Raw genomic sequence first — 20,327 nt, forward strand, 5'->3', positions numbered from 1 at the left:
CTCAAGCTCCAATGATGGGTAATGGTGCGCGCTCGGACACCAGCTTCGCGTCGCGCAGTGCCTGCCAGAAAGCGGCGGGAATCACCTCGGACAATGCGGCGACATCTTCGGCAATCCGCTCAGGACGGCTGGCACCTGGAATCGCCGCCGCCACCGCCGGGTTGGCCAGGGAGAACTGCAAAGCAGCCGCTTTGATGCTGACACCGTGGGCAGCGGCGATGCGCTTGATCTGCTCGACTTTATTGATGATCTGCGGGCTGGCCTTCTGGTATTCGAAGTGCGCGCCACCGGCCAGGATCCCCGAGCTGTACGGACCGCCGACCACGATCTCGACGTTCTGCGCCAGTGCCGCGTCCATCAGACGCTGCAAGGCACGATCATGGTCGAGCAGAGTGTAGCGACCCGCCAGCAGAAAGCCGTCCGGCTGCGCTTCGCTCAGATCCAGGGTCAATTCGCACGGCTCGACCTTGTTCACACCCAGGCCCCAGCCCTTGATCACGCCTTCTTCACGCAGGCGGGTCAGCACTTTGAACGCACCGGTACGGGCCTGGTTGAAGTACTCCAGCCATTGATCGCCGTAGAAATCCTGGGCGATGTCGTGCACCCAGACGATGTCCAGGCGATCGGTTTGCAAACGCTTGAGGCTGTCTTCGATCGAACGCAGGGTTGCATCGGCGCTGTAGTCGTTGACGATCTTGTTTGGCAGACCGTATTCGAACACCCCGCTCTTCTCGCCCAGATCGCGGGCGGAGGCGTCTTCGACTTCGTCGAGAATCACCCGGCCGACCTTGCTGCTCAGTACATAGTCATCGCGGTTGTAGCGCGACAGCGCCTGGCCCAGGCGAATTTCCGACAGGCCCGAACCGTAGAACGGCGCGGTATCGAAGTAACGCACCCCGGCATCCCACGCGGCGTGGACGGTGGCTTGCGCCTCTTCTTCGGCAATGGCGCGGAACATGTTGCCCAGGGGGGCAGTGCCGAAACCCAGTGCGCCGGGTAGTTTGTCTTTCAAGCTCATATTCGGATCCTCATCAGTTCAGTGGTCAGGTGTGACCGTTGAGCAGATCCTAGATTGCGACCATCGGACCGTCCAAGACATAATGTGCAGCACTTGAGTCCCTATAGGTCTGACATGATCGACTTCCGCCAATTGCGCTACTTCGTCGCCGTCGCCGAGGAAGAACACGTCGGTCGCGCCGCCGAACGCCTGCACATTTCCCAGTCGCCCCTGAGCCGGCAGATCGCCCAGCTCGAAGAACGCCTGGGCCTGACCCTGTTCGAGCGCAGCCAGCAACGCATCCGCCTGACCCGCGACGGCCAGACCTTCCTCGCCGAAACCCGCGCCCTGCTGACCCACGCCAACCGCCTGGAATCCCTCGGCAAACGCCTGGGTCGCGGCGAGGAAGGCGGCTTGTGCATCGGCTACATCGAAAACGCCATGCACGCCGGCGTCCTGCCCAATGCCTTGCGCGTGCTGCGCAGCGACCGGCCGAACGTGCACGTGGCGCTGTACAACCTGAGCTCGGCTGAACAACTCGAAGGTCTGCGACAGCGTAGTCTGGATATCGCCCTGGTCAGTGAACCGCCGACCGATGACGACCCAGACCTGCTGGGCTTCCAGGTGCTGGACGACCCGATGTTGCTGGCCCTGCCCGAACATCACCCGCTGGCCAGCCAGGCGCAACTGACCGCCGCCGACCTCGGCGACCAGGAATGGATAGGCGTGCAGCACCACCAGAATGTCGCCAGCCGCGAAAACTTCGTCAGTGCCTGCATCCGCGCAGGCTTCACCCCGGATATCCGCATGGAAGCCACCGGCCCCTTCACGGCAATGGCGCTGGTGGCCTCGGGGCTGGGCATCGCCATGATCCAGAAAGGCTTGAGCCGCAACGCACCGCCGGGCGTGGTGCTGCGGGAAGTGCCATGGATCCCCCTCACCAGACCGCTGTGGGCGGCGTGGCACCGGATCAATCTGCGGCCATTGGTGGAGACGTTCAGGAAGGTGCTGACGGAGCCGGGAGCGGCTGACTGAAATCTTTCAACTAAATGCAATCCATGTGGGGGCGGCAAACGCATGCTAACCCCATACCGAGCCAGGTACTGCCCAGCCCCGTGGCGAAGGACCAAGCTCCCTCGCCAAGGGGTTTGGTGCTTTACTGAAAAAAACCAAACCCAGCGAGCCCCCACCATGAACCGCAACGACCTGCGCCGCGTGGACATGAACCTGTTGGTGATTTTCGAAACCCTGATGTTCGAGAAGAACCTGACCCGGGCTGGGGAGAAGCTGTTCCTCGGCCAACCCGCCGTCAGTGCCGCGCTGGCGCGATTGCGGGATCTGTTCGACGATCCGTTGCTGGTGCGCAACGGCCGGGTGCTGGAGCCGACGCCGCGGGCGCTGGTGATTCTCAAGGAGCTGCAACCGGCCATGGACACCATTTCCGGGGCGGTGAGCCGGGCCAAGGATTTCGACCCGTCCATCAGCCGCGATGTGTTTCGCATCGGCCTGTCCGACGATGCCGAGTTTGGTCTGTTTCCGCCGCTGCTCAAGCAGATACGCGAAGAAGCGCAGAACGTCGTGGTGGTGGTGCGCAGGGTCAATTACCTGTTGATGTCGTCGATGCTTGCCAGCGGCGAGATTTCCGTCGGCATCAGCTACACCACCGAGTTGCCGGCCAACGCCAAGCGCAAGAAACTGCGGGACCTGAGCGTCAAGGTACTGCGCGGCGATGACCGGCCGGGCGCCCTGACCCTGGATGAATTCTGTGAGCGTCCCCACGCGCTGGTGTCGTTTTCCGGGGACTTGAGCGGGGCCATCGACAATGACCTGGCGCGCATCGGCCGCTCCCGCCGCGTGGTCCTGGCAGTGCCGCAGTTCTCGGGCCTGCGCGCCTTGCTGGCGGGCACCGACATGCTGGCCTCGGTGCCCGATTACGCGGCCTGCGCGCTGATCGAGGGCAGCAGCCAATTGCGTGCCGACGACCCGCCGTTCGACATCAACCTGTCCGAACTGTCCATGGTCTGGAACGGCGTCAACGATAACGATCCGGCAGAACGTTGGTTGCGCTCGCGAATAGTGGAGCACATGTCGGCGCCACTGCCGGGGCATTGAGCGCGTTGAAGTGCGGGTCGGTTTCGCGCAGGTAGATCGGCATGTCCGTCATCGGCGGCATGGCCGGGATTTCGAAGTACATCTGGATCACCCAGCCACGGTGATAGCTGGCGTGGTTGACCACGTGCATCAACATCGCGCCGGCAGTCATGGTGCCGCTTTCGCCGGAAACGAAAGTGAACCTCAGGGGTTTGTCCAGCGAGGCATCGGTCTGCCTCGCACTCCAGTTGCAGTACCAGCGATCCACGTCCTGTTGCGCCAGGCGCAGCACCGCCAGCTCAGGATGCACCAGGTCATGGGAAGTATTAAAGCCGTGCCCTCGGCCTTCGAGGTGAGCCTGCCAGATACGGTCCACCACATAGATGTGATTGAGCGTGCCGATCATGCCCTTGAAGACCCCGGCGCGTTCTTTTTCGACTTCGCCCGGTGGCAATAGCGCCAGGTTGTCGAACAGGCGCTGGTTGGCCCATTGTTTGTAATCGGCAAGCATGCGGGCAGTGCGTACGTTGATCATCAGATGTCTCCGATGGCGAAGAGCACATCTTCCAAGGATAGCGCTATCTGTGCGTTGCGGCGCGGGCACTGATTATCGGTCACACGCTCCTACAGGTGCTCCACCACCCGTTCGGCCAGCGCCAGGCAACTGGTCAGCCCCGGCGATTCGATGCCGAACAGATTGACCAGCCCCGGCACCCCATGCTCGGCCGGACCGCTGATGCGAAAGTCCGCGGCCGGCTCGTTCGGGCCGCTGATTTTCGGGCGAATGCCACTGTAGGCCGGTTGCAGGCTGTCATTCGGCAAGCCTGGCCAGTAACGGCGGATCGCTGTGTAAAAGCCGTCGGCCCGGGATGGATCCACCCGGTAATCGACCCTGTCGACCCATTCCACATCCGGCCCGAAACGCGCCTGGCCACCGAGATCGAGGGTCATGTGCACGCCCAGCCCGGCGCTTTCCGGCGCCGGGTACACCAGGTGCCGGAACGGCGCGCGGCCGCTGAAACTGAAATAGCTGCCCTTGCACAACCGCGCCTGGGGAACGTATTGCCCTGGCAGGCCGGCGATGCGGCTTGCCACTTCCGGCGCGGACAATCCCGCACAGTTGATCAGCTTGCGGCAGTTCAAGGTCGTGGGCTCGGCGCCGCCCATGTGCAACTCGAAACCCTGATCGATGCAGCGAGCCGACAACAGCAGCGTATGAAAGGCCAGCAACGCGCCCCAGGCCTCGGCATCGGCCTGCAGCGCCAGCATCAGGCCATGGGAGTCGACGATACCGGTGGACGGCGACCACAGCGCGGCAACGCAGGACAACTCAGGTTCCAGCGCCCGCGCCTGGCCGGCCTCCAGCCATTGCAGGTCGTCAACGCCATTGCGCCGCCCCTGCTCCAGCAAACCCTGCAACGCTACACGCTGCGCATCATCGGTGGCGACGATCAACTTGCCCAGCCGTTGATAATTGACGCCGCGTTCGTCGCAGAAAGCGTAAAGGCGTTGCTTGCCCTCCACGCACAACTGCGCCTTGAGACTGCCGCTCGGGTAATAGATACCGGCGTGGATCACTTCGGAATTGCGCGAGCTGACGCCCACGCCGATTCCTTCACCGGCCTCGACCAGGATCACTTCGCGCCCGCCCATGGCCAGGGCCCTGGCCACCGCCAACCCGACCACACCGGCCCCGACCACCACGCAGTCGACATCAACGCTCATCAAACCAGCCCTCGCTCCCGGTAATCGATCAGGCTGGAGAATATCGCCAGCAGCATGGCCATGACCACGAAGAAGATCAGCACCAGGAAATACGAGCCGGTGAACTGCACGATCAAACCGATCAGGATCGGCACGATCACCCCGGCCATGTTGCCGCAGAAGTTCATGGTGCCGCAAGCGTAAGCCGTTCCCAGCATGCACAGCGCCGCCACCAGCGCCGAACCGCTGAACCGCTGAACATGCTGCGCATCACCAGGTTGGGAGAGGCGCCGCTGGATTTCCATTTATCCCCCAGGTAGCCGCCGACAAGCTCGCCGACGAAACCGCACAACGCCACCGACAGCGAGGCGCGGTCGATGTAGTGGGTAGCCCTTCTGTGCGCAAACAGACAAGTATCGACAATACAATTGTTCTGGATTTTCACGAGTGGGCGAACTTGCAGTTTTCCCGAGCGGATGACATAAAACCCTGAAATCCGGACAGCCGACCAGCTGCGATAACGCTTATACCGTTTGCGAATTATCATTATTCCAACGCGTCAATCCAGAAGCCTATGAACGATATCGCCAGCACTCCCGAGTCCGCGCCCGACCAACCGCGCTTGATCGTCTTCCTCGCCTACCCCGAAATGGGCCTGCTCGACCTGACCGGTGCGCAAACCGTGTTCTGGGCCGCCTCGCGCTACCTCACCAGCAGCAACCTGCCAGGATACACACTGCAAACCGCCAGCCTGGGCGGTGGCCTGATCCACACGGCGGAGGGGCTGGCCGTCGACACCGTGCCATTGAGCATCTTCGACGGCCAAACGATCGACACACTGATCGTTCCCGGTGCCCCAGCGATTATCCTGGCGATGAACAACGCCTTGGGCCTGGTCGACTGGCTCAAACAGGCATCGAGCAAAGCCAGGCGCACCGCTTCGGTGTGCAGCGGCACGTTCCTGTTGGCCGAGGCCGGATTGCTCGAAGGTCGGCGCGCCGCCACCCATTGGGCGATGTGCGGCCTGCTCAAGGAGCGCCATCCGTCCATCGAAGTCGACAACGATGCGATCTTTGTCCAGCAGGGTTGCGTCTGGACGTCCGCCGGGGTCAGCGCCGGGATCGACCTGGCGCTGGCGTTGGTTGAAGAAGATTGCGGGCGTGAGCTGGCACTGCTGACGGCGCGGGAAATGGTGGTGTTCCTCAAGCGCCCCGGGGGCCAGGCCCAATACAGCCAATTGCTGCAAGCGCAAACCAGCGAAGGTGCGGCCTTCGACGACCTGCACCTGTGGATCACGCAGAACTTGTCCGGTGCCAACCTCACCGTCGAGACACTCGCCCAACAGGTACAAATGAGCCCGCGCAACTTTGCCCGGGTCTACAAGCTCAAGACCGGCCGCACGCCGGCCAAGGCCGTGGAGGTGCTGCGCGTGGAAGCTGCGCGACGACTGCTGGAAGACTCCGAACGTAACATCGATCAAATCTCCCGATTGTGTGGTTTTGGTGATGAAGAACGCATGCGCCTGACCTTCCAGCGCAACCTCGGGGTTTCGCCACGGGATTATCGCAACCGGTTTTCGCGCTGATTACCGGACTCACGACAACGGCATGGGAACTCCTGACGACCGCCATGCATCCTAAAGGTGAGAGACTTCCTTTTTGCGTCATGCTTTCAGAGGACACCGTCATGCGCCGTCTGATTATCATTTCTTCCCTTTTGCTGGGCCTACCCGTCGGCTCCGCGATGGCCGATGTCGATGCAAAAGATGTCGCCACGTCGGCCGGGGTTTCCGCCTCGCTGTACTCGACGTTCAAGGATGACAAACTGATGATTCCCGCCCGGGATGACGCCTCCAGCTTCGTGGCCAGTGGCGGTGCGATTCGTGGCGTTTATCTGGAGCAGGTTTTGCAGCGTGTCCGTCAGGAACATCCTGACCTCAACAGCGCCAGCGACGAAGACCTGGCTCGCGCCATCCTCGTTCAGGAAGGCGTTCCGGCTGGTCAATAGATCGCAACGACGTATCGCCTGTACCTCCCGTAGGAGCCAGGCTTGCCGGCGAAGAACGATGACGCGGTACAGCAGACAATCCGCGGCGTCTGGTTCGCCGGCAAGCCTGGCTCCTACAGGTTTGCGACCCGTCCCGTTGTCGTTTAACGATAACGCGGCGCCGACTCTGAATTACCGAACAACCCCGACAGCACCTGGCGCTGCGCTTCGTAGCGATCCCACTGCTCCCCGTCGTGCAATCCCGGAATGGTCACCACTTCCCCCCTCCCCAACCCCACCAGTGCGGCATCGACCATGTCTTCGGCGGACATGACGATCTCCTGCGGCAAATTCTCCACCGAGTTACCTGCCTCGCTCCAGAAGTCGGTGGCCGTCGCGCCCGGCAGTACGGCCTGGATACGAATACCTTTGTCCACCAGTTCGCGATGCATTGATTGGCTCAGGCCCAGGACAAATGCCTTGGTCGCGCCATACACACCGTTGAGGATTTCCGGGGCGATGGCGACGATCGACGAAATGTTGATCACGGTCCCGGTACCGCGCGCGACGAAGCCCGGTACCACGGCGTAGGCCAGGCGGGTCAGCGCGGTGATGTTGAGGGTGATCATGTTTTCCATGTCATCCACGGGACTTCCGAGCAACGGCATGACTGCACCGACGCCGGCGTTGTTGACCAATAAGGTGATGCTCGCGTCATTACGCAGAATCTGTTCGACCCGCAACAGGTCGGCCTTGTCTTTGAGATCCGCGGCGACCACTTCCACAGTGCGGCCGGTCTGGTCGCTCAGGCGATTGGCCAGTGCGTTGAGTTTTGCCTGGCTGCGCGCGACCACGATCAGGTCGTAGCCCTGCCGGGCGAGACGGTCGGCGTACACCGCGCCTATGCCGGAAGAGGCGCCAGTGATCAGTGCAGTGCCTTTGGAGGAGAGAGCCATGTTCAATTTCCTTCACTGTGAGGCGAGACAGTCGCCAGCCAAGCGCATTTATAAGTCGACTCGTGCCTGTCGCAAATGACGTTTAAACTACGTTTTTCGGACATCAGATTTGAGGACCTGACGATGATCAGCGTGGCGTTTGTGGTTTTCGAGGGTTTCCAGTCCATGGCGCTGGCGGCCATGCCGGTGTTCGAGTACGCCAATTTCAGTGCCGGGCAAGCCCTGTATGACGTGCGTGTACTGTCCGAAGACGGCCGCACCTTGCGCGCTTCTGGCGGCCTGAATGTCGGCACCGAGGCGTTCGGCGAGCGGGTGTTCGATACAGTAATCGTGGTGGGTGGCGACGCCATCCTCGAACAGGCGCCCGAGGGGGTACTGGACTACTTGCGTGCCAGCGCCAGAACCGCGCGCCGCACCGCGTCGATTTGCTCCGGAGCCTTTGTCATGGCCCAGGCCGGACTGCTGGAGGGCCGACGGGCGACCACGCACTGGGCCTATGCGGGGCAACTGCAAGAACGTTTTCCATCGATCAAGGTAGAACCCGACCGCATCTACGTGATCGACGGCTCGATCTGGACCTCCGCCGGCATGACCGCCGGCATCGACTTGGCGTTGGCCATGGTCGAAAAAGATCACGGTGCTGAACTTGCGCGCTCCGTGGCGCAGAAACTGGTGATGTACCACCGCCGTGCCGGCGGCCAGTCACAGCACTCGGCGTTGTTGGAGCTGGCGCCGAAATCCGATCGCATCCAGACCGTCCTCGCCTACGCCAGGGAGCACCTCGCCCAAACGTTATCGGTGGAACAACTGGCGCAAGTGGCACGCCTCAGCCCGCGCCAGTTCAGCCGTGCGTTCCGTACCGAAACCGGTCAGTCGCCCGCCAAAGCCATCGAAAACCTGCGCCTGGAGACGGCACGGCAGATGCTCGAACGTGGGCGCCTGACGCTCGAGCAGATTGCCTTGGAAACTGGCTTTGTTGATCCGCGGCGCATGCGCGAAGCATTCCTTCGAGTCTTCGGGCAGCCGCCGCAGGTGATCCGGCGCAATGCGCGATCAGCGGCACATTGATCGTTCCCACGCAGAGCATGGGAACGATCAGCGCTACACTGAACAGTGTCGGGGGTATTGCCTATGAAAATCTCGGCCAAACTGGCGTTTTTTGCCATCGTGTCGACTCTCGCTTACCTCTGGCTGGCGATTTGGGGGCTGGGTGGCTTCGCGGCGTTTTTTTCCCATGCCGCCTTGGTGGTCGTTGCCCTGGCAACCCTGGTCATGGCCATTGCTTCGCTGTTTACCGAGGTCAACCTGAGTTCCGGCGAGCGCGAGGATCGGGCCAATCGCTGGGTGCTGCCAGCATTCGGGGTGATTGGACTGTTGAGTGGTTTTTTGCCGGCCTATACCGACCGGATCGACTTCTGGACCTTCGGTGGCGAGGGCGTGCGTTGGCTCGGGGCGCTGTTCTTCATCATCGGCGGCGTGCTGCGCATGTGGCCGGTGTTCGTACTCGGCAATCGCTTCAGTGGACTGGTGGCGATCCAGCCGGGGCATCGCCTGGTGACCGACGGGATCTATCGCCGCTTGCGTAATCCCAGTTACCTGGGGATGTTGGTGATTGCCGTGGGTTGGGCGCTGGCCTTTCGTTCGGCGGTCGGGCTGTTGCTGGCCGCGCTGACGGTGATTCCGCTGATCGCGCGCATTCACGCCGAGGAAGCGCTGTTACGGGCGCAGTTTGGGGGGGAGTACGAAGCCTATTGCACTCGGAGTTGGCGGTTGATCCCGAGAATTTACTGAGACACCCCCACCCTGTGGTGAAGTCGAATCATTGCGTCGGCATCCAAACTTGCCACAACTTCGTCATACTTTGCCAACGTGGCATGCGCCGTCTGAATCGGCTGCTCATGCGTCGCCGTGACGATCAGCAAATCCGCCCCCGCCGCTTCGGCTGCAAGAATACCGACCGTCGCGTCTTCGAAAACCAGGCAGTCCGATATCTCGACACCCAGCCGCCGCGCCGCCAATCGATAACCGGCCGGGTCGGGTTTGCCGGCGCTGACGTCTTCGGCGGTGACCATCACCTGCGGCTCGGGAATCCCCGCGGCGGCCATTCGCCGCAACGCCAGCGCCCGCGGCGCAGAGGTCACGATCGCCCACTGATGTGCCGGCAAAGACTTGAGAAAGCGCGCCGCGCCAGCCACCTCTTCAACGCCCTCGACATCCTCGATTTCAGCTTCGGTGATCCACGCCGCCTCGACCTCGGCATCGACGCCAGGCAGGGCTAGGCGGTTGATGGTGTCGATGGCGCGGGCACCGTGAATGGTCGGCAGGAAGGTCTCGACATCGACGCCGTGGCGCACAGCCCAAGTGGCCCAGACGCGCTCGGCGGCGGCAATCGAGGTGAGGATGGTGCCGTCCATGTCGAACAGGAAGGCGCGGTAAGGGACGTTCAAGACTGATTCGGGAGCAGACAAAGGGTCCTTCCTATTTCAAGGATCTGGCGGGTATCCCGAGAAATGTACACGATGAATGGAGCTGACGCTGGCTGCGATTTTTCAAGATCAAAAGTTCGCAGCCTGCGGCAGCTCTACAGGGGACGGCGTGATTTCAGGGCGCCGTCCACGCAATCGAGCAACTGCCCCAGCGCCCAGGGTTTCTTGATAAACGAGACATTGTGCCGCACGCCGGAGCTTTCAGGGGTTTCGAAGCCGGACATGATCATGATCGGTTTGTCCGGCCAACGATCACCGAACAGATTGGCCAGGTCTGCACCGTTGAGGGTGCCCGGCATGGTGATGTCCGTCAGCAACATCGCGACTTCAGGCGCGTGCCCCTGCAAATACACCGACGCGTCGTCGGCACTGGTCTGCGGTTGCACCACATAGCCCTCCTCCTGAAGAATTTCGCAGAGAAACTCCAGGATCATCGGATCGTCTTCAACCACCAGAATCAATCCGCCATGAAGGTGTCCGCCCGCTGTCGATTCTCGACTCATGACCTTGCCGCTCCCTGATCGCAACAATAAATACGCGGGCTCGAAATCCGCTACCTACTGGTATGAACGGCGGTCTCTGCGGAAATTCATTTTTGATACAAACAGACGACGAAATCCGTGTTGCGACACTGCGCAATATCACCAAGCTATCAACTGTCATCGGGGCATGAGCTCAGGTCACACCCCGAATGACAGGGTTTGTATTACTGGGACATCGGGTCCTTTTTCATGGCGTCCTTGGACATGGCGTCTTTCTTCATGCCGTCCTTGCTCATGGCATCCTTGGACATGCTGTCCTTGCTCATCGCGTCCTTGGCCATGGCGTCCTTTTTCGTGGTGTCTTTGTGCATGGCGTCCTTGGACATCGAATCCTTGCTCATGCTGTCCTTGCTCATCGTATCGCCAGCAAAAACACTGGCGGCGCCGACGGCCAGGCACATGGACAGAACAACGGTGGTCAACTTTTTCATGGTGAAACTCCTTGATGCATGGGGTGTGGACGAGGGGAATTGCCGGGGTTTGGTCAGCTGCCACCGAACCAGTTGTAGCCCTGGTCTTCCCAGTAGCCGCCGGTGTAGGTGTTGCTGACGAAGATCGCCTGGATGTGTTTTGGATTTTTGTAGCCGAGCTTGGTGGGCATGCGCAGCTTCATCGGGAAGCCGTATTCGCGCGGCAGCACGGCGCCGTCATAGGTCAGCGCCAACAGGGTTTGCGCATGCAGTGCAGTGGCCATGTCGATGCTGGTGTAGTAATCGTCGGCGCACTTGAAGCCGACATACTTGGCGTCGGTATCGGCCCCGACCCGCTTGAGGAAATCGCTGAAGCGTACGCCGCCCCAACGGCCGATCGCGCTCCAGCCTTCGACGCAGATATGCCGGGTGATCTGCTCGGTTTGCGCCATGGCGCGCAGCTCTTCGAGGCGCCAATTGCGCTTGTCCGCCACCAGGCCGGTGACTTCCAGCCGATAACGCTCCTCCTCCACCGTTGGCGCTTCGTCGATGCCGTAGAAGGCATTGAACGGGAATGGCCGGGTGATCATCGACGCCGGGTAGGTCGGGGCCATGGCATTGGGGTTGAACAGCCAGCCTTGCACCCGGTCGTTGAAGCGCGACATGGACGACAATGCGGTCTCGACGCTGTCGTTGTCGGTGAGGTTGCAACCGGACAACATGGCCACGCCACCGAGTGTCAGGCCACGCAGCAGGAACGCGCGGCGCGAGCGGTCTTCGATCTGCGGGGCGAGGATTTTACGGGCGTCGGTCAGGATAGAGGACTCGTCCAGCCCGGAGCCTTGAATGCGCTTTTTCATACGGGCTCCTTGCGGCCAACGATCATGGCTATCAATGTTTTTGGAACAAGTGCCACCATCACCAGATGCACCGCGACGAATGCCACCAACAACGCCATCGCGACGAAGTGCACATGGCGCGCACCTTCGTAGCCCCAGAGCAATTCACGCAACAGCGGGAATTGCACCGACTTCCACAGCACCAGCCCGGAGATCACCAGCAGCGTGATATCGGCCATCACGAACAGGTACGCCACACGTTGCACCTGGTTGTAATGGCTCAGGTCGGCGTGCGCCAACCGGCCCCGCAACGCGGCCCACAGGTCCTGCAGCACGCCCTTGGGGGAAACCGGGAAAAAACGTCGTTTCAGGCGGCCACTGACCAGGTTGATGAGCAGATAGACGAGGCCGTTGAGCACGAGAAACCACATCGCCGCGAAATGCCATTGCAAGGCGCCGCCCAGCCAGCCACCCAGGGTGATGGACTTGGGAAAGCTGAAATCGTAGAGCGGCGAGGCGTTGTAGATGCGCCAGCCACTGGTGACCATCACCAGCACTGCCAGGGCGTTCAGCCAGTGGGTGAGCCGCAGCCAGCGTGGATGGCTGGCCTTGGGTGAAGCAGTTGACTGCGACATGTCCGGCTCCCGGTTGTTGTTCGTAGGAGCCGAGTATGGAAGGCGCAAGATCGCCAAATCCTCACGTAAAGTTAAATTAAACGTGATAACTGGCCTGTCACTCCTACAGGGTTTTGTGTCGTCCATCCAACGCGCAACTATGGTTAAATGCCGCCCCCGCAATTTGCCGATCCAGACCCATGAACGCAGACGCTCTCTCCACTCTTCACGACCATTTGCTGGCGGCACTGACAACACCTCCCGCCGAAACCCGTCGCCTGTTCCACGGCCGCGGCCGCTGCTGGCCGGGGCTCGAACAACTGACCGTCGACTGGTTGCAGGGCGTGGTGCTGGTGTCGCTGTTCAAGGAGCCCGAAGAAGCACAACTGGACGCCCTGAAGCAGCTGTTGCTGCAGCTCGCGCAGTCGCCAGCATGGGCGCAATCCGGCGCGCATACCTTGCTGCTGCAACATCGCTACCTGCTGCAAAGCACCACCGAATGGCTACTGGGGGACGTCATCGAGGAAATGACCATCACCGAGGGCGGCCTGAAGTATCGCGTGGACCTGGGGCGCAAACAGAACACCGGGCTGTTCCTCGACATGCGCTATGGCCGCGACTGGGTGCGGGCCAATGCCCTGGGCAAACGCGTGTTGAACCTGTTCGCCTACACCTGCGGCTTCTCGGTGGCGGCCATCGAAGGCGGGGCGACCCACGTGGTCAACCTGGACATGTCCAGCCCGGCGCTGAGCCGTGGCCGCGACAATCACCGGCTCAACGGGCATGACCTGGGCAAGGTGACTTTTCTCGGCCACGACCTGTTCAAGTCCTGGGGCAAAGTCATCGGCAAGGGCCCTTACGACCTGGTGATCATCGACCCGCCGTCCTTCCAGAAAGGCAGTTTCCTGCTGACCAAGGACTATCAACGGGTGCTGCGTCGCCTGCCGGAACTGCTCGGCCCCCGAGGCACGGTGCTGGCCTGCATGAACGACCCGGCCTTCGGGGCGGACTTCCTCATCGACGGTGTGACCCGCGAAGCGCCGAGCCTGCGCTTCGAACAGCGCCTGGACAATCCGCCGGAGTTCCCGGATGCCGATGTAGAGTGCGGGTTGAAGGCGTTGGTGTTCAGCCTGGCGGATTGAGCACCAGCGCAAACAACTCACCGTGCCCGTTCACGTTGAGCTTGTGATAGAGATTGCGCCGATGCACCTTCACCGTCTCCGGGGAAATGCCCATTTGCTGGGCGATGGCCTTGCTGGAAAAACCCTGGAGGATCAGGCGTGCGGTTTCGATTTCGCGTACCGACAGGCGTGCATCGAAGCGATCGAGCAAGGTCGCCAGGTCCCCGGCTACAGCTTCGACAACCGGGCCTTCCGGCGGTAGCAATTGCAGGTGCCGGCGCATCGCCGCCAGCACCCAGTCGCGTACGCACAGCAAACTTCCCTGTTCTTGCAGGGTGAAGCGTGTCGCGCGTCCCAGGGACAACCCGAGGACGGCGCCGTCGACGTTGACCATGAACTGCAATTCGTCCCCACCCACCACCGTGCGAAAGTAGCTCAAGTAGTACTCGCTCTGCTGGAACTGGTCGGGGGACACCGAATCGAGGCTGTGCAGGCCATCGGCGATGCCGGCGCAGACCGCCAGGTAAAACGGGTCGAGCAGGTACATGCCGGCGCTGTAGTCCGCCAGTTCTTCGTGCTCATCGCCGCTGCCTGTGGAGTCGAAATCGATCAGCAGGCGCGGCACCCGTCCCGGTCGCAGCACCGCGACCAGGGCGTTGTCCAGCGGCACCAGCAAGCGCAGGGTGTCGACCAGCGCACGCCAGAACCCGTCCTGGCCCACCGCGCCAAATACCCGCGCCAATCCCTGGTGCAGCGGCAACTCTTTCAACAACGCGTCCACGCACTACCCCTTTTGAGTAACCCATGATGGGAATGGGTAACCGCCACTCCGCTCGATACGCTGCACACTCCTGATCATCACCGGCCTGCAGCAGGCCAGGAGTGCCGCATCATGAGTGGTCACCGCTCGTATTTCAATCTGGGGCTGGGCGCCTGTCTGGTGGCCTCGCTGTCAGCGGTTGCCGCCGATGGCCCGACCGTGCACGTGTACAACTGGTATGACTACATCGGCCCCACCACCCTGCATGACTTCAAGCGGGACACCGGTATCCAGCCGGTCTACGACACCTTCGACAGTGCCGAAGTCCTCGAAGGCAAACTGCTGACCAGCCGCAGCGGATACGACGTGGTGGTGGCCAGCAACTTCAGTTTGCCGACCCTGATCAAGGCCGGCGCCCTCGCCCCGCTGCCCCACGCGCAGATGCCGGACTTCAAGAACCTGGACACCGACCTGCTGGCGAAACTGGCCAACAACGATCCGGGCAACCAGTACGCTGTGCCGTATCTGTGGGGCACCAACGGCATCGGCTATAACGTGGACAAAGTGCGCGCCGCTTTGGGCGACAAGGCGCCGGTGGATTCCTGGGACCTGGTGTTCAAGGAAGAGAACCTGGCCAAACTTGGCGAGTGCGGCGTGGCGATGCTCGACTCGCCCGCGGAAATGCTGCCGGTCGCCCTGCACTACCTGGGCCTGCCACCCAACAGCACCAATCCCGAGGATTACAAGAAGGCCGAAGCGCTGCTGCTCAAGCTGCGTGCGCATATCGCCTACTTCAATTCGTCGAAGTTCATCAGTGACCTGTCCAACGGCAACATCTGCGTCGCCGTGGGTTGGTCCGGCGCGATGCTCGAAGCCAAGGCCACCGCCGAGCAGGCCGGCAATGGCGTGAAAATCGCCTACAGCTTGCCCAAGGAAGGCGCGCCGGTGTGGTTCGACACGCTGGTATTGCTCAAGGACGCACCGCATCCCGAACAGGGCCTGGCCTTCATCGACTACCTGATGCGCGCCGAGGTCATTGCCCCGGTCAGTAATCACCTCAATTACCCCAACGGCAACCGCAACGCGACAGCGCTGGTGGCGGAGGCAACGCGCACCAACCCTGCGGTTTACCCGTCGGCCGAAGCCCTGGCCACACTCTTTACCCTGCAACCCTTGCCGCCGGCCACCGAGCGTGTGCGTACGCGGATCTGGAGCAAGGTCAAGAACGGTCAGTAGGCACACCTCACTCCTACAGGGGATGCGGTGCTCACAAAAGCATTTTTCCACCACGAACTTGAAGACGAGAGAACCCATGAAACCACGTGCCCGCGACCTCAATATCCAGTTTGGCCAACTGCAACCCGGCCCCCTCAACGCCATCACCGATGTACCCGGCGTGCGGGTCGGCCACAGCGATGTGCGTGGTCGCACCGCCAAGGGTCGCGATATCCTGACCGGGGTGACCGTGATCGAACCCCGTGCCGGTTCCACCAGCCAGCAACCCTGTTTTGCGGGGGTCCATGTGCTCAATGGCAACGGCGATGCCACGGGGCTTGAGTGGATTCGCGAAGCCGGCCTGTTGACCAGCCCGATCGCCTTCACCAACACCCATAGCCTGGGCGTGGTGCGTGATGCATTGATCGTCCAGGACCGGGAGCAGCAACAGGACGAAGGGCGGCTCTACTGGAACATGCCGGTGGTGCTGGAGACCTTCGACGGCTTGCTCAATGACATCAACGGCTTCCATGTGAAGCCCGAACATGTCGCCCAAGCCCTGCGCGCGGCAGTCGGCGGCCCGGTAGCCGAAGGCAATGTCGGCGGCGGCAGCGGCATGATCTGTCACGAGTTCAAGGGCGGCATCGGCACCTCTTCGCGACGTTTGAGCAATGCCCAGGGCGGCTGGACGGTTGGCGCGATAGTCCAGGCCAACCATGGCATCCGCAATGAGTTGCGCGTCGACGGCTACCCGGTCGGGCGCTACATGCAGCAGGTCGATTCACCGTTTCTCAAGGCTTCACTGCCGCATCCGGGCATGGGTTCGATCGTGGTGTGCCTGGCCACCGATGCGCCATTGCTGCCGCACCAATGCACACGCCTGGCCCAGCGCGCCAGCCTCGGCCTGGCCCGCACCGGCGGCGGCAATGAAGACCACAGCGGCGACATTTTCATCGCTTTCGCCACCGGCAACCGGCATGTACCACCGGCGGCCTACGAGAGCAAAAAAGCGCCGACCTGCGACAACCTGAGCATGGTCAATAACGATCACATCAGCGAATTGTTCCTGGCGGCCACCGAGGCCGTTGAGGAAGCCATCATCAACGCCTTGCTCGCCGCCGAAACGACGGAAGGTAACGGCCACGCAGTGCCGGGGCTGGATGCCGAAACGCTGCTGGAGGCCTTGAACCAGGCCGGTTGGCCCGGGGAGCGCAATCGCAGAAGCTGACACTTGTGGGGGGATTCGACTAGCGGTACTTGAGACCCGCCCCCCATCTTCCTACGATGGAGTTGCGCAGCCGCTTGCTTGTCCAAGCCGTTGCGTAGGTGGTGAGTGCATTGAACCCCTATCAAGCTCACCGCCTGCTTCATGCGCATCTTGAGCCTCAATGGCTCCACTTCTCCCCATCAAAGAGCTTTGAGGCTCTTTTTTAACTGCGCGAAAACCAGACACTGAAAGCCCGGCAACTGCCCGGGCTTTGTTTTTTCCAGAACCCACCGCAAATCCCCTTGCCTGATCGTTCCCACGCTCTGCGTGGGAATGCCGCCAGGGACGCTCCGCGTTCCGCTGTCGACGCATGACGTGAGCCCTGCGCAACGGTGACGCGGAGCGTCACAGGATGCATTCCCACGCAGAGCGTGGGAACGATCATTTGGGGCCCCATTAAACCACGATGGCTTAAGTGAACAGCATTACGGCACCTGGCCGGGCTTTATGCTTTCCAGAACCCACCGCAAATCCCCTTGCCTGATCGTTCCCACGCTCTGCGTGGGAATGCCGCCAGGGACGCTCCGCGTTCCGCTGACGACGCATGACATGAGCCCTGCGCAACGGTGACGCGGAGCGTCACAGGAACGATCATTTGGGTGCCCCATTAAACCACGATGGCTTAAGTGAACAGCATTACGGCACCTGGCCGGGCTTTGTGCTTTCCAGAACCCACCGCCAATCCCCTTGTAGGAGCGAGCATGCTCGCGCCTACAAGTTAACCGCGTTTTTCCAATCGTTCCTGGACAAACTCGCTGGCCTTGCGCGTCAGCTGGTCCAGATGCCGGTCACGCTGCTTCTCCGCATCGAGCATCGCCCGCTTGCCGTGCTTTTGCAGCAGGTAGGTATGAATCTGCCGCACCTCCAGCGAGCTATAGATGGGCGCCACATCCAACAGCGCCCTCAAGCCATCGCTGCCGTGATCGCGGGTGTTCATCAGCACCTGGGTGGCGCGCACGCCTACCACCTGGAAACCCATGGACTCAAAGTACGGCACCTTGGCCACTGCGCACGCCAGCTCGGCATGCGGGTAACGGCCGACCATCTCGCGCAGCATCCTGCGCGCAATCCCTTGTCGCCGATGACCGGCATCCACGGCCATATAGGCCACGCTGCACGCGTCGGGATCGTCCTTGACCGGCAGGTACAACAGGAAACCTGCGACCTTGTCCGGATCGTCCAGGTCCGTGGCGACGATCAGTTCCACCTCAATGCCTTTCGCCCCGTTCAAGGCCTCCAGGTACAGGTGCACCTCGTAGCCGATCGCATACTGGTAGACGTTGTACAACAGGTTGCTCGGCGCGATCGCGACCATGCTGATATCGGTCAGGTTGTCGACCACCATCTGCAGGATCTGACTGTTGACCGACTCGGGGCACGGGGTTTTGTAGTGGGTGATCTGGGGCATTGCGGGGATTGACTCCGGGGAATGGGTGCGGCTGCCTATCATAACGTGCCGGAGCGAGTTACTCGCCTGTGATCGTTCCCAGGCTCTGCATGTGTGGCGACGGGCACGGGCAACACGCGCTTGGTGCCCGGTCCACGCCATGTAGACCGGGCACCAAGCAACCGAGCCATCAACAGATTTTGTTCACGGGTTTATAGACCCCTGCCAGATACACATCCACGTGGTTTTTCGGTCGATAATTGCTGACCGTGATCACCCGTTGCTGCACGGTGTCATCGATGCATTCCTGGCCAAAACATGTCTTGCCGATCGGCCGGAAATAGCGTGCGTTCAACAGTCGGTAGGTGCCCCCCAGAAAGTCCTGATAGGAGTCGGTGATCTCCGGAAGCGCATTCGGCGGCCGGGGGATTTTTTTCGGGTTCAGGTCCAGTCCGCACTCCATCGCCTTGTTCGCCATCCAGCGCAAGGGTATATCCGACAGCGAGTTATCGGCATAACCGCCCCCCACGTTCGCATGCGCCCCACAGAACCAGACCTGTTCCATCACTTGATTGGGCTTGGCAATCGGGTCCCATAAGGTGCATTCGTAATTGGCCCGATGCTCGTCGATGGCCACGGCATGGAAGGCATTGCGCACAATCCCGCTGAGCTCGGTGTCGTGAAACTCATAGTACCTGTGGTTGAACCACTCAGCCGATTTGAACGGCACGCCCAGGGCGCCGACCGTGTCCCAGACACCGAGGAAATGGATGTCGATTTCCCGGGAGTAACTCTGGCGAAAAAACTGCGCGTTTTCCGTATCCGCGCTCGAATCACGGGTGCGGTACAGGGTGTAGGCCTCATCGATGCGGTCGATGTGCTTTTTCGTCAGCAACCCGACATTGCGGATCAGCCCCACCAGGCTACGCGCGGAATAGGCGCCGCGACTGAAGCCGAAAATGAACACCTGGTCGCCCTCCTCGTACAGCTTGGCCAGGGCGACATAGCCTTCCTTGATTTTCTTCGATAGCCCCACCCCGAAGGCCCCGCCCTCAAGTTTGTCGTACCAGTCGGTGCCCACGCCGGCGACATAGATTTTCTTCTGCGGCGTGCCGTCTTTGTGGCTGGGGAGGATCGCGTCATGCAGCTTGACCACATTGGTGCTGGCGTCGCCATCGATCTCCGGCGCCTGATCAGGCAGGTTCCAGGTGCCGTCGAATGCGACGATTATTTTCTTTGGCATATTCATCTCCCGTCACTGTTCACTACCCCTGCACGTTCGCTAGCGCTGTGGCGCGACCATGCGAAACTGGATATTGATGTCGTTGGAAACAAAGCTGTCGGCCCACTCCCCCTCGCCGATCTTGAAGTCGTTGCGCTTGAGCGTCAGCTCGCCGACGAAGATCCCGACACCGCCCTCGGCCTTGAGCAGAACCGGCACATCCACCTTGCGTGTCAGGCCCCGCAGCGTCAGGTTGCCGGTAATCAGGTAGCGGTCATTGCCGAGGTCCTTGACGCGCGTTGATTCGAAGGTCGCCTGGGGATAGCGCTCGGTGTCGAACCAGGCAGGCTTTTGCAGCTCGGTATTGGCGTCGTCACTACCGGCGTCGATGCTGGTCAGGTCGATGGTCAAGTTGGCGTGGGCTGCCTCGGGGTGGGCGGTATCGAAATCAAGGTCCCCGACGAATTCCTTGAAAGAGCCAAAGGCCCGCGTGCCCATCTGGTTGTAGGTGAACCTGATGGTGCTGGCCTTGGCATTCACATCCGAGTATTCAACGGCGCCACCCTGCGCAGGAACGCCCAACACGAGCAGGGCGACCAGGGATACAAAACGCAGGAATCGAGAGTTCATGGAACACTCCGGGCCGGGGCGCCCTCATGGGAAAGTGTCGAACACACGCAAGCCAGCAGTAGGAGGACTAAAGCAAAGAACGGCTGTTTATTCCACTGGC

The 20,327-nt window shown here is 61.4% G+C and carries 23 protein-coding genes; 9 read left to right on the top strand and 14 right to left on the bottom strand.

Going from position 1 to position 20,327, the window contains the following annotated elements:
- Nucleotide 1: 1 nt before the first annotated feature.
- Entirely contained in the window at nt 2-1,018 is a 1,017-nt protein-coding gene (locus ACIO0C_RS15265; protein WP_401313410.1) for an aldo/keto reductase, read from the bottom strand.
- Between the two features lie 114 nt (nt 1,019-1,132).
- On the opposite strand from ACIO0C_RS15265, the gene ACIO0C_RS15270 reads away from it, so the two are divergent.
- Nucleotides 1,133-2,032 (top strand): LysR substrate-binding domain-containing protein, encoded by a 900-nt coding sequence (locus ACIO0C_RS15270; RefSeq protein ID WP_401313413.1) that lies wholly within the window; start codon nt 1,133-1,135, stop codon nt 2,030-2,032.
- Between the two features lie 156 nt (nt 2,033-2,188).
- Entirely contained in the window at nt 2,189-3,109 is a 921-nt protein-coding gene (locus ACIO0C_RS15275; protein WP_401313416.1) for a LysR substrate-binding domain-containing protein, read from the top strand.
- On the opposite strand, the gene ACIO0C_RS15280 is transcribed toward ACIO0C_RS15275, so the two are convergent.
- The 3 genes from ACIO0C_RS15280 to ACIO0C_RS15290 all read right to left on the bottom strand — a co-directional run bounded on the left by ACIO0C_RS15280 (nt 3,030) and on the right by ACIO0C_RS15290 (nt 5,097).
- Nucleotides 3,030-3,623: a DinB family protein gene (locus tag ACIO0C_RS15280; RefSeq protein ID WP_401313419.1), complete on the bottom strand. Its 594-nt coding sequence runs from the start codon at nt 3,621-3,623 to the stop codon at nt 3,030-3,032. The genes ACIO0C_RS15275 and ACIO0C_RS15280 overlap by 80 nt on opposite strands.
- 89 nt (nt 3,624-3,712) lie before the next feature.
- On the bottom strand, nt 3,713-4,813 hold the full coding sequence (locus ACIO0C_RS15285) for an NAD(P)/FAD-dependent oxidoreductase (RefSeq protein ID WP_401313421.1): 1,101 nt from the start codon (nt 4,811-4,813) through the stop codon (nt 3,713-3,715).
- Entirely contained in the window at nt 4,813-5,097 is a 285-nt protein-coding gene (locus tag ACIO0C_RS15290) for a hypothetical protein (protein ID WP_401313423.1), read from the bottom strand. Before ACIO0C_RS15290 ends, ACIO0C_RS15285 begins: the two co-directional genes overlap by 1 nt.
- A 269-nt stretch (nt 5,098-5,366) precedes the next feature.
- On the opposite strand from ACIO0C_RS15290, the gene ACIO0C_RS15295 reads away from it, so the two are divergent.
- On the top strand, nt 5,367-6,377 hold the full coding sequence (locus ACIO0C_RS15295) for a GlxA family transcriptional regulator (protein WP_401313426.1): 1,011 nt from the start codon (nt 5,367-5,369) through the stop codon (nt 6,375-6,377).
- A 101-nt stretch (nt 6,378-6,478) separates the two neighbouring features.
- A complete protein-coding gene (locus tag ACIO0C_RS15300; protein ID WP_401313429.1) occupies nt 6,479-6,799 on the top strand; it encodes a DUF2388 domain-containing protein in 321 nt (106 codons plus the stop codon).
- Nucleotides 6,800-6,942: 143 nt separating this feature from the next.
- Here the strand turns inward: ACIO0C_RS15300 and ACIO0C_RS15305 are convergent, their stop codons facing one another.
- Nucleotides 6,943-7,734, bottom strand: coding sequence for an SDR family NAD(P)-dependent oxidoreductase (locus ACIO0C_RS15305; RefSeq protein WP_401313431.1), 792 nt, complete (start codon nt 7,732-7,734; stop codon nt 6,943-6,945).
- Nucleotides 7,735-7,857: 123 nt separating this feature from the next.
- Between ACIO0C_RS15305 and ACIO0C_RS15310 the strand changes: the two genes are divergently transcribed.
- Entirely contained in the window at nt 7,858-8,802 is a 945-nt protein-coding gene (locus tag ACIO0C_RS15310; RefSeq protein WP_401313433.1) for a GlxA family transcriptional regulator, read from the top strand.
- A 63-nt stretch (nt 8,803-8,865) separates the two neighbouring features.
- Complete coding sequence (locus tag ACIO0C_RS15315; RefSeq protein WP_401313436.1) at nt 8,866-9,525, top strand: methyltransferase family protein; 660 nt, start codon at nt 8,866-8,868, stop codon at nt 9,523-9,525.
- Here ACIO0C_RS15315 and ACIO0C_RS15320 read toward each other — a convergent pair.
- From ACIO0C_RS15320 to ACIO0C_RS15340, 5 genes are all read right to left on the bottom strand, one after another.
- Complete coding sequence (locus ACIO0C_RS15320) at nt 9,519-10,202, bottom strand: HAD-IA family hydrolase (RefSeq protein WP_401313438.1); 684 nt, start codon at nt 10,200-10,202, stop codon at nt 9,519-9,521. The genes ACIO0C_RS15315 and ACIO0C_RS15320 overlap by 7 nt on opposite strands.
- Nucleotides 10,203-10,315: 113 nt before the next feature.
- Nucleotides 10,316-10,723 carry a response regulator gene (locus tag ACIO0C_RS15325; RefSeq protein WP_401313440.1) on the bottom strand — a complete coding sequence of 136 codons (408 nt, stop codon included), beginning with the start codon at nt 10,721-10,723 and terminating at the stop codon, nt 10,316-10,318.
- Nucleotides 10,724-10,926: 203 nt separating this feature from the next.
- Nucleotides 10,927-11,193 carry a pentapeptide MXKDX repeat protein gene (locus ACIO0C_RS15330; RefSeq protein WP_401313443.1) on the bottom strand — a complete coding sequence of 89 codons (267 nt, stop codon included), beginning with the start codon at nt 11,191-11,193 and terminating at the stop codon, nt 10,927-10,929.
- Nucleotides 11,194-11,246: 53 nt separating this feature from the next.
- Entirely contained in the window at nt 11,247-12,032 is a 786-nt protein-coding gene (locus ACIO0C_RS15335; RefSeq protein WP_401313444.1) for a molybdopterin-dependent oxidoreductase, read from the bottom strand.
- On the bottom strand, nt 12,029-12,646 hold the full coding sequence (locus ACIO0C_RS15340; RefSeq protein WP_401313446.1) for a cytochrome b/b6 domain-containing protein: 618 nt from the start codon (nt 12,644-12,646) through the stop codon (nt 12,029-12,031). The genes ACIO0C_RS15335 and ACIO0C_RS15340 overlap by 4 nt, the downstream gene beginning before the upstream one ends.
- A gap of 179 nt (nt 12,647-12,825) precedes the next feature.
- Between ACIO0C_RS15340 and ACIO0C_RS15345 the strand changes: the two genes are divergently transcribed.
- Nucleotides 12,826-13,767, top strand: a complete 942-nt coding sequence (locus tag ACIO0C_RS15345; protein ID WP_401313448.1) for a class I SAM-dependent methyltransferase — start codon at nt 12,826-12,828, stop codon at nt 13,765-13,767.
- Here ACIO0C_RS15345 and ACIO0C_RS15350 read toward each other — a convergent pair.
- On the bottom strand, nt 13,751-14,527 hold the full coding sequence (locus ACIO0C_RS15350; RefSeq protein ID WP_401313449.1) for a LuxR C-terminal-related transcriptional regulator: 777 nt from the start codon (nt 14,525-14,527) through the stop codon (nt 13,751-13,753). The two genes, ACIO0C_RS15345 and ACIO0C_RS15350, sit on opposite strands and share 17 nt — an antisense overlap.
- 111 nt (nt 14,528-14,638) lie before the next feature.
- On the opposite strand from ACIO0C_RS15350, the gene ACIO0C_RS15355 reads away from it, so the two are divergent.
- Together ACIO0C_RS15355 and ACIO0C_RS15360 are read left to right on the top strand one after the other, a co-directional pair.
- On the top strand, nt 14,639-15,742 hold the full coding sequence (locus tag ACIO0C_RS15355) for a polyamine ABC transporter substrate-binding protein (RefSeq protein WP_401313451.1): 1,104 nt from the start codon (nt 14,639-14,641) through the stop codon (nt 15,740-15,742).
- A gap of 76 nt (nt 15,743-15,818) precedes the next feature.
- Nucleotides 15,819-16,949, top strand: a complete 1,131-nt coding sequence (locus ACIO0C_RS15360) for a P1 family peptidase (protein WP_401313452.1) — start codon at nt 15,819-15,821, stop codon at nt 16,947-16,949.
- Nucleotides 16,950-17,706: 757 nt separating this feature from the next.
- On the opposite strand, the gene ACIO0C_RS15365 is transcribed toward ACIO0C_RS15360, so the two are convergent.
- The 3 genes from ACIO0C_RS15365 to ACIO0C_RS15375 form a co-directional block, all read right to left on the bottom strand.
- Nucleotides 17,707-18,396, bottom strand: a complete 690-nt coding sequence (locus tag ACIO0C_RS15365; protein ID WP_401313454.1) for a GNAT family N-acetyltransferase — start codon at nt 18,394-18,396, stop codon at nt 17,707-17,709.
- A 169-nt stretch (nt 18,397-18,565) separates the two neighbouring features.
- On the bottom strand, nt 18,566-19,618 hold the full coding sequence (locus ACIO0C_RS15370; protein WP_401313456.1) for a DUF2235 domain-containing protein: 1,053 nt from the start codon (nt 19,616-19,618) through the stop codon (nt 18,566-18,568).
- Between the two features lie 39 nt (nt 19,619-19,657).
- Nucleotides 19,658-20,227: a YceI family protein gene (locus ACIO0C_RS15375; protein ID WP_401313457.1), complete on the bottom strand. Its 570-nt coding sequence runs from the start codon at nt 20,225-20,227 to the stop codon at nt 19,658-19,660.
- Nucleotides 20,228-20,327 lie beyond the last annotated feature (100 nt).

Origin of the sequence: Pseudomonas sp. NPDC087336 (assembly GCF_044744285.1) — a bacterium.
GTDB lineage: Bacteria > Pseudomonadota > Gammaproteobacteria > Pseudomonadales > Pseudomonadaceae > Aquipseudomonas.

Excerpts from the sequence above, each read along its gene's own strand:
- ACIO0C_RS15370 (WP_401313456.1), bottom strand. The coding sequence starts at position 19,618 with ATGCCAAAGAAAATAATCGTCGCATTCGACGGCACCTGGAACCTGCCT.
- ACIO0C_RS15340 (WP_401313446.1), bottom strand. The coding sequence starts at position 12,646 with ATGTCGCAGTCAACTGCTTCACCCAAGGCCAGCCATCCACGCTGGCTG.
- ACIO0C_RS15290 (WP_401313423.1), bottom strand. The coding sequence starts at position 5,097 with ATGGAAATCCAGCGGCGCCTCTCCCAACCTGGTGATGCGCAGCATGTT.
- ACIO0C_RS15280 (WP_401313419.1), bottom strand. The coding sequence starts at position 3,623 with ATGATCAACGTACGCACTGCCCGCATGCTTGCCGATTACAAACAATGG.
- ACIO0C_RS15365 (WP_401313454.1), bottom strand. The coding sequence starts at position 18,396 with ATGCCCCAGATCACCCACTACAAAACCCCGTGCCCCGAGTCGGTCAAC.
- ACIO0C_RS15295 (WP_401313426.1), top strand. The coding sequence starts at position 5,367 with ATGAACGATATCGCCAGCACTCCCGAGTCCGCGCCCGACCAACCGCGC.
- ACIO0C_RS15330 (WP_401313443.1), bottom strand. The coding sequence starts at position 11,193 with ATGAAAAAGTTGACCACCGTTGTTCTGTCCATGTGCCTGGCCGTCGGC.
- ACIO0C_RS15325 (WP_401313440.1), bottom strand. The coding sequence starts at position 10,723 with ATGAGTCGAGAATCGACAGCGGGCGGACACCTTCATGGCGGATTGATT.
- ACIO0C_RS15375 (WP_401313457.1), bottom strand. The coding sequence starts at position 20,227 with ATGAACTCTCGATTCCTGCGTTTTGTATCCCTGGTCGCCCTGCTCGTG.
- ACIO0C_RS15315 (WP_401313436.1), top strand. The coding sequence starts at position 8,866 with ATGAAAATCTCGGCCAAACTGGCGTTTTTTGCCATCGTGTCGACTCTC.
- ACIO0C_RS15355 (WP_401313451.1), top strand. The coding sequence starts at position 14,639 with ATGAGTGGTCACCGCTCGTATTTCAATCTGGGGCTGGGCGCCTGTCTG.
- ACIO0C_RS15275 (WP_401313416.1), top strand. The coding sequence starts at position 2,189 with ATGAACCGCAACGACCTGCGCCGCGTGGACATGAACCTGTTGGTGATT.
- ACIO0C_RS15300 (WP_401313429.1), top strand. The coding sequence starts at position 6,479 with ATGCGCCGTCTGATTATCATTTCTTCCCTTTTGCTGGGCCTACCCGTC.
- ACIO0C_RS15345 (WP_401313448.1), top strand. The coding sequence starts at position 12,826 with ATGAACGCAGACGCTCTCTCCACTCTTCACGACCATTTGCTGGCGGCA.
- ACIO0C_RS15360 (WP_401313452.1), top strand. The coding sequence starts at position 15,819 with ATGAAACCACGTGCCCGCGACCTCAATATCCAGTTTGGCCAACTGCAA.
- ACIO0C_RS15270 (WP_401313413.1), top strand. The coding sequence starts at position 1,133 with ATGATCGACTTCCGCCAATTGCGCTACTTCGTCGCCGTCGCCGAGGAA.
- ACIO0C_RS15305 (WP_401313431.1), bottom strand. The coding sequence starts at position 7,734 with ATGGCTCTCTCCTCCAAAGGCACTGCACTGATCACTGGCGCCTCTTCC.
- ACIO0C_RS15285 (WP_401313421.1), bottom strand. The coding sequence starts at position 4,813 with ATGAGCGTTGATGTCGACTGCGTGGTGGTCGGGGCCGGTGTGGTCGGG.
- ACIO0C_RS15310 (WP_401313433.1), top strand. The coding sequence starts at position 7,858 with ATGATCAGCGTGGCGTTTGTGGTTTTCGAGGGTTTCCAGTCCATGGCG.
- ACIO0C_RS15265 (WP_401313410.1), bottom strand. The coding sequence starts at position 1,018 with ATGAGCTTGAAAGACAAACTACCCGGCGCACTGGGTTTCGGCACTGCC.
- ACIO0C_RS15335 (WP_401313444.1), bottom strand. The coding sequence starts at position 12,032 with ATGAAAAAGCGCATTCAAGGCTCCGGGCTGGACGAGTCCTCTATCCTG.